Annotated in this window: 14 protein-coding genes; 11 read left to right on the top strand and 3 right to left on the bottom strand. The window is 47.6% G+C overall.

All coding sequences use genetic code 11. The annotated features are described in order from the left end of the window. Positions 1-10: 10 nt before the first annotated feature. Positions 11-1,603 carry a histidine kinase N-terminal 7TM domain-containing diguanylate cyclase gene (locus R50345_RS28555; protein WP_042131475.1) on the bottom strand — a complete coding sequence of 531 codons (1,593 nt, stop codon included), beginning with the start codon at positions 1,601-1,603 and terminating at the stop codon, positions 11-13. A 282-nt stretch (positions 1,604-1,885) separates the two neighbouring features. Between R50345_RS28555 and R50345_RS28550 the strand changes: the two genes are divergently transcribed. The 6 genes from R50345_RS28550 (at position 1,886) to R50345_RS28525 (ending at position 8,710) form a co-directional block, all read left to right on the top strand. After that, a complete protein-coding gene (locus tag R50345_RS28550; RefSeq protein WP_042131473.1) occupies positions 1,886-2,668 on the top strand; it encodes an ABC transporter ATP-binding protein in 783 nt (260 codons plus the stop codon). 2 nt (positions 2,669-2,670) lie between these two features. Further along, positions 2,671-3,483 carry an ABC transporter permease gene (locus tag R50345_RS28545; RefSeq protein WP_042131472.1) on the top strand — a complete coding sequence of 271 codons (813 nt, stop codon included), beginning with the start codon at positions 2,671-2,673 and terminating at the stop codon, positions 3,481-3,483. Then, positions 3,483-4,400 carry an ABC transporter permease gene (locus R50345_RS28540; protein WP_052414767.1) on the top strand — a complete coding sequence of 306 codons (918 nt, stop codon included), beginning with the start codon at positions 3,483-3,485 and terminating at the stop codon, positions 4,398-4,400. The genes R50345_RS28545 and R50345_RS28540 overlap by 1 nt, the downstream gene beginning before the upstream one ends. Before the next feature lie 242 nt (positions 4,401-4,642). After that, positions 4,643-5,743, top strand: coding sequence for an ABC transporter substrate-binding protein (locus R50345_RS28535; RefSeq protein WP_042131471.1), 1,101 nt, complete (start codon positions 4,643-4,645; stop codon positions 5,741-5,743). A 105-nt stretch (positions 5,744-5,848) separates the two neighbouring features. Continuing rightward, a complete protein-coding gene (locus R50345_RS28530; RefSeq protein ID WP_042131470.1) occupies positions 5,849-7,312 on the top strand; it encodes a CoA-acylating methylmalonate-semialdehyde dehydrogenase in 1,464 nt (487 codons plus the stop codon). 30 nt (positions 7,313-7,342) lie between these two features. Then, positions 7,343-8,710 (top strand): aspartate aminotransferase family protein, encoded by a 1,368-nt coding sequence (locus tag R50345_RS28525; protein ID WP_042131468.1) that lies wholly within the window; start codon positions 7,343-7,345, stop codon positions 8,708-8,710. Here the strand turns inward: R50345_RS28525 and R50345_RS28520 are convergent. Beyond that, entirely contained in the window at positions 8,676-10,364 is a 1,689-nt protein-coding gene (locus R50345_RS28520) for a PucR family transcriptional regulator (RefSeq protein WP_042131467.1), read from the bottom strand. The two genes, R50345_RS28525 and R50345_RS28520, sit on opposite strands and share 35 nt — an antisense overlap. A gap of 316 nt (positions 10,365-10,680) precedes the next feature. On the opposite strand from R50345_RS28520, the gene R50345_RS28515 reads away from it, so the two are divergent. From R50345_RS28515 to R50345_RS28500, 4 genes are read left to right on the top strand one after another with little or no spacing between them, the layout of a single operon-like run. Continuing rightward, positions 10,681-12,072, top strand: a complete 1,392-nt coding sequence (locus R50345_RS28515; protein WP_042131466.1) for an NAD(P)-dependent oxidoreductase — start codon at positions 10,681-10,683, stop codon at positions 12,070-12,072. 45 nt (positions 12,073-12,117) lie between these two features. Next, on the top strand, positions 12,118-13,407 hold the full coding sequence (gene preA / locus R50345_RS28510) for an NAD-dependent dihydropyrimidine dehydrogenase subunit PreA (protein ID WP_042131465.1): 1,290 nt from the start codon (positions 12,118-12,120) through the stop codon (positions 13,405-13,407). A 2-nt stretch (positions 13,408-13,409) separates the two neighbouring features. Continuing rightward, a complete protein-coding gene (gene hydA, locus R50345_RS28505) occupies positions 13,410-14,837 on the top strand; it encodes a dihydropyrimidinase (RefSeq protein ID WP_042131464.1) in 1,428 nt (475 codons plus the stop codon). Then, the gene (locus R50345_RS28500; RefSeq protein WP_042131463.1) at positions 14,837-15,088 is read left to right on the top strand and encodes a hypothetical protein; all 252 of its coding nucleotides are present in this window, start codon (positions 14,837-14,839) and stop codon (positions 15,086-15,088) included. The genes hydA and R50345_RS28500 overlap by 1 nt, the downstream gene beginning before the upstream one ends. A 285-nt stretch (positions 15,089-15,373) precedes the next feature. Here R50345_RS28500 and R50345_RS28495 read toward each other — a convergent pair whose 3' ends face one another. After that, a complete protein-coding gene (locus tag R50345_RS28495) occupies positions 15,374-15,898 on the bottom strand; it encodes a GNAT family N-acetyltransferase (protein ID WP_042131462.1) in 525 nt (174 codons plus the stop codon). Between the two features lie 182 nt (positions 15,899-16,080). Between R50345_RS28495 and R50345_RS28490 the strand changes: the two genes are divergently transcribed. Next, complete coding sequence (locus tag R50345_RS28490) at positions 16,081-16,698, top strand: TVP38/TMEM64 family protein (RefSeq protein ID WP_042131461.1); 618 nt, start codon at positions 16,081-16,083, stop codon at positions 16,696-16,698. The last annotated feature ends 21 nt before the right edge of the window (positions 16,699-16,719 follow it).

The following is a 16,719-nucleotide window of genomic DNA, read 5'->3' as shown; positions in this document are numbered from 1 at the left end:
AAGATGCGATTTATATAGGCTTGAAAAGTGTAATTTCTGATCTCTGGGACAGATGGACGGCGTTACGCCCGTTTCGTTTGGCACTGTACAGGGCATGGTCGGCCTCTGACAGCAGCTCTTCCAGTGTATCTTCTGGGCTTAAGGCCTCTACGACTCCGAAACTGGCAGTCACATGAATAGGGCCGATCATGGTATGTAATGTACTATGCTCGATATCCGCACGGATGGTATCACAGAGAGATGCGGCTTGCTTTAAGGATGTGCCCGGAAGACAGATCACAAATTCCTCACCGCCATAACGGCCGAAGATGTCACCTTCCCGCATATGTCTGTTGCATACCTCAACAATGTGCTGAAGGGCTTGATCTCCATATTGATGTCCGAATCGATCATTAATACTTTTGAAGAAGTCTACATCCAGCAGAATAATTGATAATGAACTCCGATCGCTCGCGGACTGAATTAGAAGCCCTCTGCTCAGCTCCAAAAAATAGGTACGGTTATAAATCCCCGTCAGACTGTCCATCGTTGCCAATTGACGCAGCTTATCTTGAAGTAGTATTCGTTCAGTTACGTCAATCAGCATGATCATTTGTCCTGCTAAGTATCCCCCTTGTTTCTGTACGGGAGAGGATCGAATCTGATAGTAACAAATCTCGTCTCCTTTGTTCCAAGCCACTTCCCGTTCTTCGCGTAGCAGCGGCTCTGTATCCATAACATAGGACAAGGCATCTTTACCTGCATTAAGAAACAGTTGTGCCAGCGGTTTGCCAATCGCCGAGGAATTAAGTCCTTCTATCATATCCGCGGCTGCGCGATTGTAATCGACGAGCATGTCCGAACGATCGGTGACAAGCACCCCGTCTCTCATACTTTCGAACAAATTCTCACGAGCGATAGGTGCGGCTGTTAACATGCCTCTTGATAGGATAGACCAGATATATAGGGTGGAGGTGATACTCATAATGATCGGAACGGGATCCATGCCGTAAGGAGTCAGGCCCATCAAATATAAAAAAGAGCCTAACGTTGGGAGGCTTAGTCCAATTAGAATGGTAACGATTTGTCTGCGGTATACCCGTTTCATCCGATTCCACTGCCATAACATGAGGCAGATGGCTGCCAGTAGACAGCCAAAGGTAAAGCTGCCGTGAACGATATACCAAGGACCCATTACTACATCAACGAGTGGGGAGGGGGTGTTGTCTCGCAAATAAATGGACTTATAGAAGAGATGGTGATAATCATTGGTCCACACCATCAGTGTTGTGATGAACGGTATGATGTACAGCGCTGCTCGCATGCTCTTTTTAAATAGACTTTCCAGTCCCACGAAATGCATTACCATGATAAGGCTCGCCGGCGCTATAAAAGGCATCCCCAAGTACTCTACCTTAATCCAAAAACTCATTTCCTCCAGTGTTTTTCCCGACAGCTCTAGCGCGAAGCCGAAGGTATAAATCGCGGAAGTGCAGGAGCTTATAACAAAGGCTCTGATTCCTAAGAAATCAGTTTTCTTATAATAGGCGAAAAGGGCTAGTAAGACACTCAGAACACCTGATATAGCCACAATAACAATATAATTCGAAATTACAGATCCCATGGGTCTATTGTCTCCTACTGAGGAAAGATATGGATAAATATTACCACATATCTACAAATATTAAAAAATCACTTTAATGCAAAACTTTAATAAATGTCCCCTAGACAAAATGACGCAATTTAGCGGGAGCTATTTTACTAATTGTCTAGTGTGAGTCCAGTGAACAGCGTGTAACATGTTAGTTAATACTACGTGAGAGAAGGTTCAGACTCGAAAATATCTGTTATGGGTAAGGTTAATTAACATTAAGTGCATAGCTTACTTTGATAAGGGGGGCTGGGGATGTCATTGCTCGCGACAAATATTCCTGAGATTCAGCTGGAAAATGTTGAAATGCGTTATAGGACGGAAGCTGCGGAAGTGCTTGCGCTGCATCAGGTGAGTCTTGATATTGCAAAGGGGGAATTCGTCTCACTGCTCGGACCTTCCGGATGCGGTAAAACAACGCTTTTAAGACTGATGGCCGATCTGATCGCGCCAACAGGTGGGAATATTGTAGTAGCTGGAAAAAGCGCTAGAGAAGCAAGGTTGGCGCAGAAATATGGCATTGTTTTTCAAAGTCCTGTGCTATATGACTGGCGGAAGGTGAAGCATAACATCACATTGCCGCTGGAGTTGATGGGAGTCAAAAAGTCGATCCGTGAGGAGAAGGCGTTAGAGCTTCTTGACCTAGTGGGCTTACAGAGCTTCGCAGATAAATACCCTTGGCAGCTTAGTGGGGGGATGCAGCAACGTGTAGCGATTGCCAGAGCCCTATCGATGGAGCCGGAAATTCTGCTTATGGATGAACCGTTCTCAGCACTGGATGAGTTTACACGTGAGCGTCTGAACGAAGAACTGTTATCCGTCTGGGGCAAGGTGCAGAACACAATTGTCTTCGTGACCCATAGTATTCCTGAATCGATATTCCTCTCTGATCGGGTGTTCGTTCTGTCCCCACATCCGGGTCGCTTGTCCGCCGTGGTTGATATTCCCCTGCCGCGTCCGCGTACAGCGGAAATGAGAAACAGCCCGGAATTTTTCGAACTGATCGCGCGTATTCGCGACAGCTTCGAAGGGGTGTAGAGATGAAAGGGGGCAGTATCTTTGTACGAGGTCGTCTGCTGCCGTTGTTTGTCTGGATATTTGGTTTGCTGCTCGTCTGGGAAGGAACTTCATGGATGTTGCTCCATGTGGTGGAGACGCCGCTAGCTCAGTCCAAGTTGCCTTATGTTCATGAGGTACTATCCACGCTGTGGAAGTATAGTGGCACACTTCTGAAGGAGGGGGCTGCCACCTTTGGAAATGCGGGTGTTGGCTTCCTGATAGGTGCGGTGGCTGGCGCCGCGCTGGCAGTTCTGATGAGCTTATCGAAGACGATAGAGCAGTTAACATTTCCTTACGCTATCGCCTCGCAGATGATTCCGATTCTGGGGTTGGCACCAATCATCTATGGGATTGTGAGAGATGAGCAGACTTCGCGGATTATTATCTCGGGTTATATTACATTCTTTCCGGTGGCTCTCAATATGCTGCGTGGCTTGCGAAGTGTAGACCCTTCCGCGCTGGAATTAATGCATTCTTATGCTGCGAAGCCTTGGGCTGTGTACTGGAAGCTAAAATTTCCGGCAGCTTTGCCTGGGTTGTTCGGAGGACTCAAGATTGCTGCTCCACTCGCTGTTACAGGTGCAATTCTTGTGGAGCTTATGGGTGCTCAGCATGGCATTGGCGTGATTATGCTACGTAATCTCTATTATGGAAGCTCTCATACCTACATGTTCTGGTCTACGGTGATTGTAGGCGCCTTGCTTGGAATCGTGAGCTATTGGTTGATCAGTCTGATCGAGCGTTTGGTGGCGCCGTGGCAACCTGAATTTCGACCGAAAGGGGGGGACCGCTAATGGAAACGGGCTCCGTTCGGGAGGCTTCATTTATTGGCTCTACTAGTACAGAAATAACCCAGCCGGCATTAACGGCTACACAGAAAAATGCTGCGACAAGCTCGCACCCTGTGGTGGTTGCGAAACATAAAGGTGGCTCGCGTGGGCTAAAGAAGGCGTTTAGTGCAGGGGTGCTACTGCCTGTATTGGCGGGTGTGTTGTTTCTTGGGCTATGGGAGTTTGAATTTTTTCATAAGATATTTGATTTGAAAAAATATCAGCTGCCGCTACCCACAGCCATTGCCGAGACGATGAAGGATAATTTCAGCTTGTTGTTGTCCTATACCGGATACACCCTTGCTGAGGCTGTGCTGGGAATGTTGGTTGGTTCGGCTATCGGTTTCTTGATTGCTTTAGCAGCTACAGCTTGGCCGCGTTGGGGTAGTGGAAGCTTAACGCTAGTTGCTGCACTGAACGCTGTGCCTATCGTCGCCCTCGCGCCCATTATGAATCTTTGGTTCGGAGATGGGATTGGTTCAAGAATTGCCATTGTTACGGCAACGACGATGGCTGCGATGGCAATTAACGCCTATAAGGGCATGGCTGCGATTGATCCGCTGGCGCTGGATCTGATGCATTCCTATGCGGCTGGTAAACCTGCAGTGTTCCGTTATCTGCGGATTCAGAACAGTCTACCTTATGTATTTACGGCGCTGAAGATCAACGCAACGGCTAGTATGATTGGGGCGATTGTTGGAGAATTCTTTTTCTCCTCCAAAGGGCTTGGGTATTTACTCTCCAATTCCATTAAAGTCGCCAAAATGCCGCTGGGCTGGTCGTGTATCGTTCTAGCCGCAATTGCCGGCGTGCTTTTCTATTTAGTGGTTGAGCGGCTTGAGAAAGTGTTCATTAAGTGGCATCCTTCGCAACGTAAATGAGCTCTATAACATCATTACATCCGGTCCTAGTGGGAAGGGAAAAGAGAAACCGCCCACGGCTGTATGCATAAAACGCACCACGATGATTGTCCATACTGTGCCGTCTTGAAATATAAGGAGCTATAAGTTTCACACTATACATTTTCCTTATATTTCTTGCATAAACGCTCATCGTCCTTGTAAGGACGCCGAAGGCGTTTATGCTTGTTACAAACAAAATTACGGTAGGGGGAGTTCGATTGATGAACGGGAAAAAACGCAAATTTCGTGGTGGAATGTTGGCGGTAGTGATGATGTTGGTAGTTTCTTTAATGGCAGGGTGTGGAGGCAACAATAATAATTCGGCCACTGAGGCAACTACTGCACCTGAGGCTTCAATAGCTCCTGAGGCAAGTGCAGCTACCGAACCAGTGGCTGATCCGGTTACAGTGAAATTGCAGTTGAAATGGGTGCCGCAGGCACAGTTTGCAGGGTATTTTGTGGCGCAGGATAAAGGATATTACAAGGAGGAAGGACTGGATGTAGAGATCATGCCTGGTGGCCCGGATATTGTTCCGGAGCAGCAAGTGGCAGGCGGCTCAGCGGATATCGGTGTTGGCTGGGTAGCCAGCTTGCTTCCGAGTCTTGAACAGGGGATGCCACTCGTGCAAATTGCTCAGATCTACCAAAAGAGTGGACTTGTCCTAGTCTCCAAGAAATCTGCAGGCATCAACTCCCCGGCTGATCTTAAGGGTAAGAAGGTCGGCAACTGGATGGGGGGTAACGAATTTGAATTATTGGCCCTATTTGATAAATACAAGTTCGATCCGAACAAAGATCTAAGCTTTACGAAGCAAGGGTTCACAATGGATCAGTTCTTAGGTGACCAAATCGATGCAGCCTCGGCAATGACTTACAACGAGTATCAAGTTGTGCTGGAGTCGGGCATAAAAGCGGAAGATCTGAATGTCATCGATATGAACACGGAAGGTGTTGCGATGCTTGAGGATAATTTGTTCGCCAATAAAGAATGGCTTGCGGAGAACAAAGAGACTGCGGCGAAGTTTGTTCGTGCCTCATTGAAAGGCTGGAAGGATGCCATTGCCGATCCTGCGGCGGCAGTAGACAGTGTAATGAAGCAAGCGGAAGACGGCAGTACAACGAAGGAGCATCAGTTGACGATGATGACTGAGGTTGCCAAACTGATTCTCCCTGAGGGATTCGACAGCTCCAAGATGGGGTATACCGATGCGGTTGCATTCCAACAAACGGCTGATATTTCGCAAAAGTTCGGTGTCATTAAAGAGTCTGCTAAAGTGGATGAAGCTTACACGAACGAAATCGTAGAAATGGCAGGAAAATAACCAGTTGAACTCAAGTGTTATAGTAGATGACCGCCTGATTTGGCGGTCATCTATTGTAATCAGCAGTCCATCAGTGCATCTGAAACAGAGAAAGAGGTGCGAGCTATGTCTCTCCTAGTAACGCAGGTTGAAAAAGTTAAGAATTATGTGAATGGAGCTTGGGTAGAATCTTTATCCGGACTGGAAGAAGAGGTATTCAATCCCGCGACTGGTGAAGTGATTGTCTATGTGCCTATATCAAGCAAAGAAGAGCTTAGTATGGCGGTCGAGGCTGCGGCTACGGCATTTCAATCGTGGAAAAGAGTCGCTGTGCCGCGTCGTGCGCGTTACTTTTTTCAATATCAACAGCTATTGGTAGAACATTGGAATGAGCTGGCGGAGCTGATTACGCTGGAGAACGGCAAGAGTTTGGAAGAAGCGCAAGGCGAGGTGCAGCGCGGCATTGAATGTGTCGAATTTGCCGCAGGCATCCCCACGTTGATGATGGGCAGCCAGCTTCCGGATATCGCTACGGGAATTGAATCCGGGATGTACCGCTATCCGCTAGGCGTTATCGGTGGGATTGCTCCTTTCAATTTTCCGATGATGGTCCCTTGCTGGATGTTTCCGCTCGCCATTGCTTGCGGCAATACCTTTGTGTTGAAGCCTTCTGAGCGTACGCCGCTGCTGGTTAATCGGTTAGCTGAACTGTTTGCTGAAGCGGGCTTTCCGCCAGGCGTGCTGAATGTCGTTCATGGGGCGCATGAGGTTGTGAACGGGCTGCTGGCGCATGAAGAAGTGAAGGCGATTTCGTTCGTGGGTTCCCAGCCGGTAGCGGAATATGTGTACAAAACTGGGACGGCGCAGGGAAAGCGGGTGCAGGCACTGGCTGGAGCCAAGAATCATTCGATTGTGCTACCTGATGCGGAGCTGGATAATGCGGTGAAGAATATTATCGCGGCAGCCTTTGGTTCTGCGGGTGAGCGGTGTATGGCTTGCTCGGTTGTGGTAGTTCATGAGGATATCGCTGAAGAATTGGTTAGTCGACTAGTGGCAGCTTCGGATGAATTAAAGATCGGCAATGGCGCCGAGGCTGGAGTGTTTCTAGGTCCTGTGATCCGTCAATCCAATAAGGATCGAACGCTGCATTATATTGAGACTGGAGAGGCTGAACAAGCTGAGCTTGTGCGGGATGGACGGAAAGATGCTGCGACCGGTGATGCTGGTTATTTTATCGGACCGACAATATTTGATCATGTGCAGCCGGGAATGACCATCTGGAAGGATGAAATTTTTGCGCCGGTATTGTCAGTGATCCGTGTGAAGAGTCTAAGTGAGGCTATTTCAGTAACGAATCAATCTCCGTTTGCGAACGGGGCATGTATTTACACAGATAGTGCAAAAGCGATCCGCGAGTTCCGGGAAGAAATTGATGCAGGGATGCTGGGCGTCAATCTGGGTGTGCCTGCGCCGATGGCCTTTTTTCCCTTCTCCGGTTATAAGAAATCGTTCTATGGAGACCTGCATGCCAATGGGCGTGATGGGGTGGAATTCTATACGCGCAAAAAAATGATTACTGCCCGTTATTAATGAGAATGGAAAGTTGAGAGGAGAAGAGTTATGCAGAGTCTGGGGAATGATAGCGAGCTTGCGGTGAACAAGGATCAGAAATATTTGTGGCACAATATTACACCTTATAGTGAGAAGAACCCGCCTATGATAGCCGCTTCGGCGAGTGGATCATGGATTACGGATATTCAGGGCAATCGATTTTTGGATGGGATGTCTGGTCTGTGGTGCGTAAATGTTGGGTATGGCCGCAAGGAATTGGCAGAAGCTGCATACAACCAATTGCTGACCCTGCCCTATTTTCCTCTGACACAAAGTCATCTCCCGGCGATTGCGCTGGCGGAGAAGCTAAATGAGTGGCTTGGAGACGAGTACGTGATCTTCTTTTCCAATAGTGGGTCAGAGGCCAACGAGGCTGCTTTCAAAATGGCCCGCCAATATCAGCAGCAAATCGGCCAGCATTATCGCCATAAATTCATTGCGCGTTATCGTGGATATCATGGCAGTTCGCTTGGTGCGTTGTCCGCAACGGGTCAGGCGCAGCGCAAATATAAATATGAACCGCTGACGGGTGGGTTCTTACATGTAGCTCCCCCGGACAGCTACCGCCGCCCGGCAGGGATGTCTGTAGAAGAATTTAACCTCCAGTGTGCACAGTCCATTGAGGACATGATTATTTGGGAAGGTGTGGAGACGGTAGCGGCGGTAATCATGGAGCCAGTGATTACTGGTGGCGGTGTAATTGTACCGCATCAGGTCTATCTGGATCGAGTGCAGGAAATCTGTCGTGAGCATGGAGTACTGCTCATTATCGATGAGGTCATATGCGGATTTGGCCGTTCCGGACAGAAATTCGGACACCACAATTACAACGTGAAGCCTGATATTGTTACGATGGCTAAGGGGCTGACTAGTGCTTACCTTCCCTTGTCTGCCACTGCTGTGCGTAAAGAGATCTACGAGGCGTTCAAAGATAATAGTGATGATTACGGTCATTTTCGCCATGTGAATACCTTTGGTGGCAATCCTGCCTCTTGTGCACTGGCGCTTCGTAATCTTGAGATCATTGAGCAGGAGATGCTGGTGGAGCGTGCAGAGCTTTTGGGCAAAAGGCTTAACGCTGCATTCAGCGAGTTGTTGGATCACAAGCTTGTGGGTGATGTCCGCAGTTTTGGTTTGGTGACAGGGATTGAACTGGTTGAAGACAAAATTAGCAAAAAGCCGGTTGAGCTGAATATCGTTAAAGGCATCATTGCTGAATGCAAATCCAAGGGACTTATTATCGGTAAGAATGGCGATACAGTAGCCGGGTTCAATAATGTGCTTACCTTCGCTCCTCCGTTATCCTCGACGGATGAAGATGTAGCGTTCATTATCGATACGTTTAAATCTGTACTGAACGGGGGCTGGGCAAAGTAATTTTGTCCGGGTACAGGAATTGATAGGCGCGTAGAGCGACCTGAATGGAGATTCGGTTCTCTGGCTGCATGAAGTCCTCCCCTAACAACTCTGTTATTTTGTCGAGACGATAATACAGTGACTGCCTGACGATAAATAAATTTCGCGCGGCAATCTGTTTGGAACCATCATGATCCAGATAGACACGCAGAGTGAGGAGTAGTTCACTGCCCTTAGTTTGGTCGTGGTCAATCAGCGGACCTAGATAGCTGCGGATGAAATTTTGTAATGTCTTTCCGTCATTTAGGCTAAGCAGTAGCTGGAATACGCCAAGTTCTTCGTAGAAGAGCAGTGACTTTTGGTAACAAGAGTATAACGACAAAGCCTGCAGCGCTTCTTGATATCCGGTAAAGGCTTGTTTTAGGCGCTTATGCGATTTACTGACTCCGATGACCAGCTGTAAATCCTTTAGCTTCTCGTCGGAGCGGATGTGTTGAAGGGATTCGAGTGCTTGTTGAAGTCGCATTTTTCCAGGCATTTTCGATTGAATGTCGAGTGCGATGACGGTGAGGCGATTGTTCTTGAGTGTGATCAGCGGACGTAGGGAATATTTTTCGAAAATGGAACGCAGGATGAGCGAAAGGTGGAAGGTGATGGATTCCCATTCGTTCTCTGAGCTGTTCCATTTTACGTCTCTGGGGTTCTTGATCTCGATAAGGCATACGCGGTAAGGGAGCTCGTTGACTACGTTGAAACTCGTTCCGATCAGTCCTTTTAGGCGGTTATCATCCTCTATGCGTCCGTTGATTAGCTCGTCGACCCATAGATTTTCTGAAAAAAGCTTACGCTCCTCCATATACCGAGTACGCAGCAGCTCCTGAGCGATGGACAGAGAGGCGGAATCCAGCAGCAGGCAGTCAAATTCCTGTGGCTTGTGATTGCATACCATCAGGATGTAAGCCCAGGTCTGATCCAGCGCGCCCACAGGTTTAACGGCGATCGTCTTTTGCCCGTATTCTCGGGTGTAAGGAGCGGTGTCTGGTTGAATGCCTTCCAGCTCGTCACCGAAGGCGGTGAAGAAATCCAGCAGAGGTGCTTGCTCTTCGGGAGAAAGCGCCGGGAAGAATAAGGGCTTACCTTGCAGCTGCATATATACGATTTGTGTGCGGGTGCTTTTACATAATAATTGCAGCACCTTCACTGTTCCTTGTGAGGTCAATGTCAGACGATGAAATTCACGAGAGATGCTTTCGAGTTCTTGCAGCATCCGGTGATGCCGATTGATGATGATGGAGTGGAGGTCCAGAGTGATATCTACGAAGCGGACCGTTCGGGTGAAAATGATCAGCGGGAAGTCATTTGTGTTGGCTAAGTCGATCATTTCTTGCGGGATGGTGCTGAAGTGAGTACCTAGTTCAATACATAGGCAAGCTGCATTCTTATCAATTAAATTCTGCATAAATTCCAAGGAGGAGGACAGATCGACACTTGCACCAATCCCCGTAGTCAAAATCATTTCTTCTCCATGAATCAGGGTATCGAAATTGGCACTTTCCAGTACATGTACCCAACGAATCGCACGGCTTAAGCCGCTCTTACCGCCGATGACTTCGGCTTCTGTGAATAGTGGTCTTTTTAAAGCGTCACGAATGGTTAATACAAGCTCCCAATCCATAGTTATTCCCCCTCGCGGTTCTGTGCGCCACCCTCTGTTTAGGTCTTGCTATTCTCAGCCTGTTCTCACACGTAAAAAATACGGTTTTGAAATTAGACAAAGTGTCTAATGCAACAAAAATTCGAAATGACTATAGTTTGATTAACGGATGTTAGTATATATAACTCGATCAGGGAGAAAGTGAAGGTTTTTTTCTGTTAATGCTTATATTACTACATTAATTCTAGGATGTAAGTAAAATATTCAGACAAAAGTTGAATTAATGTTATATTATATAACACAAATAAGAAAAATTATCCATAAGGAGGGACTAGTGATGGAGCATTCTTCTCCGTTAACAGCATTTACACCTGATATGTTCATGCGCAATTTCGCCGAGGCTGAGCCGCCTCTGACCCATAAGGGTGCCATGGATGAGGCCAATCGCTGTCTATATTGCTACGATGCCCCTTGTATAAAAGCTTGTCCGACCAGTATAAATATTCCCTCTTTTATTAAACGGATCGCTACTGATAATTTGAAGGGCTCAGCACAGACGATTATGGATTCCAATCCTGTGGGTGCCAGCTGTGCTCGTGTTTGTCCTACGGATGAACTGTGCGAAGGAGCTTGTGTGTTAAATGATGCTTCGGCACCGATCCAAATTGGACTGTTGCAGCGTTATGCGACAGATTGGGCGATGAATAGCGGAGTTCAATTATTTAAAGCAGGTATTCCTAATGGAAAAAAGGTAGCTGTAATCGGCGGTGGTCCTGCCGGATTGTCAGCGGCTAGGGAGCTCGCTCGTGAAGGTTGTGCTGTAGTGATTTACGAGGCGAAAGAGCTGGCAGGTGGATTGGATACGCATGGGATTGTGTCATTTCGGCTTCCGCAGGCTATATCGCTCTGGGAAGTGGAGCAGGTAGAGAAGCTGGGTGTGGAAATACGTACAGGTGTAAAAGTTGGAGTAGATGTCTCTGTAGAAGAGTTGAAGTCGAACTATGATGCCATCGTTTTGGCAGCGGGTATGGGTTATGTACCTCCGATAGGGATTGAAGGTGAAAAATTGGCTGGCGTATATGATGCCATTGCACTTGTAGAATCGACTAAGACCGGCATCCCTCTGCTAGAGCTGATGGGTCAGCGGGTTGCTGTCATTGGTGCAGGCAATACAGCTATTGATGCAGCTACATGCTCAGTACGACTTGGAGCCGCTAATGTAAAAATGGTCTACCGCCGGACTCGTGAAGAGATTACGGCTTACGACTTTGAATATGAATTCGCGAAACAAGAAGGTGTGGAGTTTAGTTGGCTTACCTTACCAAAACGTATCGTGGGGGATGAGCTTGGGAATGTAACCGCACTGGAATGTGTGCAGATGAAGCTGACGGATGAGCTAGGCAAGGATGGACGTCCAGTGCCTATCCCTATAGCGGGTTCTGAATTCTTGATTCCTGTTGATGCGGTTGTAATTGCTATTGGTCAAAAGCGTCGCCTGGATCTAATAGATTCCTTAGGCCTTGTGCATGACCGCGGCGTTGTGAGGGTAGATGAGGCTACTTGCCAAACCTCCGATCCGCAAATTTATGCCGCTGGAGATATCATATTTGGCTCAGGTAAAGGTGAGGCGATGGTGGTATCTGCAGCGCAGCAGGGGAAGGACGCAGCCTATGCAATTGTGAAACAGTTCTCAGGCCAGCAGGAGGTTGTCGTTAGATCTGCGGGTTGAGCTTAGAAATCAAATTGGATTTTACAAGACAGGGAGGGAACATCAATGGCAGATTTAAGTATTAATCTCGCAGGAATCCAATCACCCAATCCGTTCTGGCTGGCCTCTGCGCCGCCTACGAATACAGGCTATCAAGTGCAAAGGGCCTTCGAAGCAGGTTGGGGCGGGGCAGTGTGGAAGACGCTCGGTGATCCGATTATTAATACCTCATCGCGTTTTGCGGCAGTGAATTTCAACGGGCAACGTGTTGCGGGCTTTAATAATATCGAATTGATCACCGACCGTCCGCTTGAGGTCAATCTGAAGGAAATTTATGAAACGAAGAAGAGATTTCCGAATCACGCTATTATTGCCTCCCTGATGGTAGAACCTTCGCAGCATAAGTGGCATGAGATTGTTAAGCGGGTAGAAGATGTCGGCGTAGACGGTCTGGAGCTTAACTTTGGTTGTCCACACGGGATGGCTGAGCGTGGGATGGGCGCGGCTTCGGGGCAGCAGCCTGATCTGGTACAGGCGCAGACCACTTGGGTAAAAGAAGTGGCGACCACTCCGGTGATTGTGAAGCTGACGCCCAACATTACGGATATCACTGTCGTTGCCCGTCATGCGGTTAAGGGTGGGGCAGATGCGATTAGTATGATCAACACCATCAACAGTCTTGCAGGGGTAGATATTCATAGCTGGAATACGATTCCGAACGTTGGGGGCCAGGGTGCGCATGGCGGCTATTGCGGTCCGGCTGTGAAGCCAATTGCGCTTAGTATGGTGGCCGAGTGTGCCCGTGACCGGGGAGTAGGCATTCCTATCTCCGGTATTGGAGGGATTTCGACCTGGCAGGATGTTGTTGAATTTATGCTAATGGGCGCTACGGGCATTCAAGTGTGTACAGCGGTCATGCATCATGGCTTCCGGATTGTGGAAGAAATGATCGATGGGCTGAACAACTATTTAGATGACAAAGGGTTGGCTTCCGTAACAGAGCTAATCGGAAAATCGGTATCCAGATACTCCAACTGGGGAGATCTGGATCTCAATCATAAGGTCGTTGCACGCATTAATGAAGAGAATTGTATTAACTGTAATAAATGCCATATTGCCTGCGAGGATGCTTCACATCAATGTATTGATATGTTAACGAATGCAGATGGGAAAGCTATTCTACAGGTGCGTGAGGAAGACTGTGTAGGCTGTAATCTTTGTTCTATTGTCTGTCCAGCAGACGGGGCGATTGATATGGTTCCAGTGGACACTGGGGCTGCGCCTTTAACCTGGAATCAACGCCAGAAAGTGATCAGTAGTTTGAACGGCTCCTATTCGGAAGCGGAGGTGGTGTAAGGATGAAGAAAATTATTAAGAATGGAATCATCGTTACCGCAGCGGATACTTATACAGGCGATGTGGCTATTGAAAATGGTGTTATTACAGCGATTGGTCTCCATTTGGAGTCTCCAGGTGCGGAGATTATAGATGCCTCTGGGTGTTATGTATTTCCTGGCGGTATTGATCCGCATACACATTTGGATATGCCTTTTGGCGGTACAGTTACAGCGGATGATTTCGAGACGGGAACCATTGCGGCTGCATATGGCGGAACGACTACAGTTATTGATTTTTGCTTAACGACCAAAGGACAACCGCTACAGCAAGCCGTAGATACATGGCATCATAAGTCGCAGGATAAAGCGGTTATTGATTATAGCTTCCACCTTATGGTTTCAGAATTAAACGATAAGGTACTTGGTGAGCTTCCGGAGATTATTGAGAATGAAGGCATTACCTCACTTAAGGTATTTATGGCTTATAAGAATACTTTTCAGGCAGATGACGGCACACTTTTTAAGACGCTGCAAGCCGCGAAAAAAGAAGGTGCGCTTGTGATGGTGCATGCGGAGAATGGGGATGTCATTGAATACCTGGTGGAGCAGGCTTTAGCCGCTGGCAATACCGACCCGATCTTTCATGCGCTGACCCGCCCGCCGGAGCTGGAAGGTGAAGCCACAGGACGCGCGGCTTATTTAACAGAACTGACGGATTCACAGCTGTATGTTGTACATGTGACCTGTGCGGAAGCCGCTTGGAAGATTGCTGAAGCGCGTAAAAAGGGACTGCGTGTCTACGGCGAGACTTGTCCACAGTATTTAGTGCTGGATCAGACGGCGCTGGAAAAGCCTAATTTCGAAGGCGCCAAATACGTGTGGTCTCCGCCGCTGCGTGAGCAGTGGAATCAGGATGTGCTATGGGATGCGCTGTGGAGCGGCAGCTTGCAGACGATTGGCTCGGATCAGTGCTCCTTTGATTTTAAAGGACAAAAGGATCTGGGACTTGGTGATTTCTCCAAAATCCCGAATGGTGGGCCGACCATCGAGGATCGGTTTACGATTCTCTATTCGGAAGGGGTGCAGAAAGGCCGGATCTCGTTGAACAAATTCGTAGACATCATTTCGACCTCCAGTGCCAAGCTGTTTGGATTGTATCCGCAAAAAGGCACAGTAGCGGTAGGTAGCGACGCTGACTTAGTCATCTTTGATCCTTCTGTAGAAAGAATACTTTCTGCGGACACGCATCATATGAACGTCGATTATAATGCGTTTGAGGGGTTTGATGTAAAGGGAGAGCCTGTTTCCGTCCTCAGTCGAGGCGAGTTTGTAATTCGAGATAAGCAATTTGTCGGCAAGGCCGGTTCGGGAAAATATTTAAAACGCAAGCGTTTTGCAGCGGAGGCCGCTCTTCCGTCTAAGGCGGAAATTAGCGGAGGTGTAGTCTAATGTCTGCTTATGCGGAATATGCCAAAGAACAGCAAGAGATCGACGGGCTGCTCTTTAAAGGATATACAATTGCCAGTATCCAAGAGGACTTGGATGGCGCTCGAATAAAGTTTGTTAGAGGGGAACCGGCCAAGAGCTCGATAGAGCTATTGTTGCTGACGGCGGATGCCCGTAAGTATGTGACCACCGTTGTGGTTGCGAGTTTGATGGCGGCTGGTGAGCAGGCCAATTGTTACAGTGGAGAGGTTTGAGGTGAATGAATTGAAAGCCGAGTAGTAAGCTTCTAGATCAGGAGGCTTGGTGCTCGGCTTTTTGTGCGTCCGTAGCTGCTTCGCGGCTCGTAATATACTTTTTAGGGAAATTCTCCCCAAAATTAACCGATTACAGCCCCCAATTAGATGTTTTAGGGAAAATCTCCCTAAAAATCACTAAAATAAGGCCGATTTTGTTCGAAACCGCTAAAAATTAGGGGGATTTTCCCCAAAGTGCAATTTTTATCGTTTAAAAGATCAATAATTAGGGAGGGTTTCCCTAATCTATTTATCCTTCTGCTCACGCTCTGTACGCGCTATATACTCATGCCGTAATATGGACATGATATGCAGAGATTCAAAGCGTTCACCTACTTTTATGCAATCACGTAGAGTGCCTTCCAGTGTAAAGCCGCAGCTTTCATAGACATGCCGTGCCCTGGTGTTGTGGTCTCTAACATCTAACCATAGACGATGCGTTTCAGTGCTGCGAAAGATCCAGTCGGTCACGAGACGAAGCGACAACTTGCCATACCCAAACCCCTTGGAATGGATGACTATTCTTTTAATGCAAACGGTAAGATGGGTGTCTTGAAGCCCTGTTACGATCATATAGCCGACTCTTTTCCCTGTGCTGTCCCAAATTGTAAGGTGTAGAATATCTGGATCTTGGAGAGCTGTAGTGTGCTCCTCCTTACTCCATTGACCGATGTAGACGCGGTTTAGTTCACTTTGTTCAATGGCTAGAACGAACGCTAAATCCTGCTTAGTGGTGCGTTGTAGATCCAAGGCTTCTGAATGGAGAATCATAACCATGCGCCCCTGTCTCATATGTATTTTCTATCTATGGTAACGGATGATTAGCTTGCTGTCATTCATGTAGTTCTAGCTTGTTTTCTTTATATTGGAAGGGCTGTAGGAATGATCGAAACTTCGTGTATAATTGAGACCAGGTGTTAAGAATTCCAATCGGATGAGGAGATCAGCTGGTTATGTACTATCTTGATATTATGTCTTGGCTGACAGAGGATAATCTGCGGCATCTGCTTGAACAATATCGTTCGTTTGGGCCCTTTCCGGGCATCGCATTAACGTTTATGAAATCATTTATACCACCACTACCAACTATTGCAATCGTAGGATTAAACGGGGCTGTATATGGTTTATGGTTAGGTTTTTTGTATTCTTGGCTCGGTTTGGTTGCTGGCTGTGTGACAACATTTTGGATTATTCGCAAAGTAGCTTCGCATCGGTATCTGCGAAAATGGGCAGAACGTCCAAAGGTAGCCAAAAGTATGACGTGGGTGCGGCAAAGCGGATTCAGTTATGTGTTTCTACTTAGTATATTCCCGGTAGGGCCCTTCGTTGTAATTAATATGGCTGCTGGTCTTGCTGGGATGAGATTTCGATCGTATCTTCTTGCGCTCACTGTGGGCAAAGCGATCATGGTATTCGCAGTTTCATATATCGGAAATGATCTGGAACGATTTATCCGCCAGCCGTGGGAGATCATCTATGTCTTAGTGTTTATTGGACTGTCGTTATGGGGAGTTAAAGCTATTGAGGCGCGATTCGCTAGAACGGTGCAAGATGGAAATAAGGTCGCTTAGTCCTGTGAATGAATTATTTTG

The sequence above is a fragment of the Paenibacillus sp. FSL R5-0345 genome, assembly GCF_000758585.1.
In the GTDB taxonomy this organism is placed as follows: domain Bacteria; phylum Bacillota; class Bacilli; order Paenibacillales; family Paenibacillaceae; genus Paenibacillus_AQ.
This window is presented reverse-complemented; position numbering and strand designations above follow the sequence as displayed.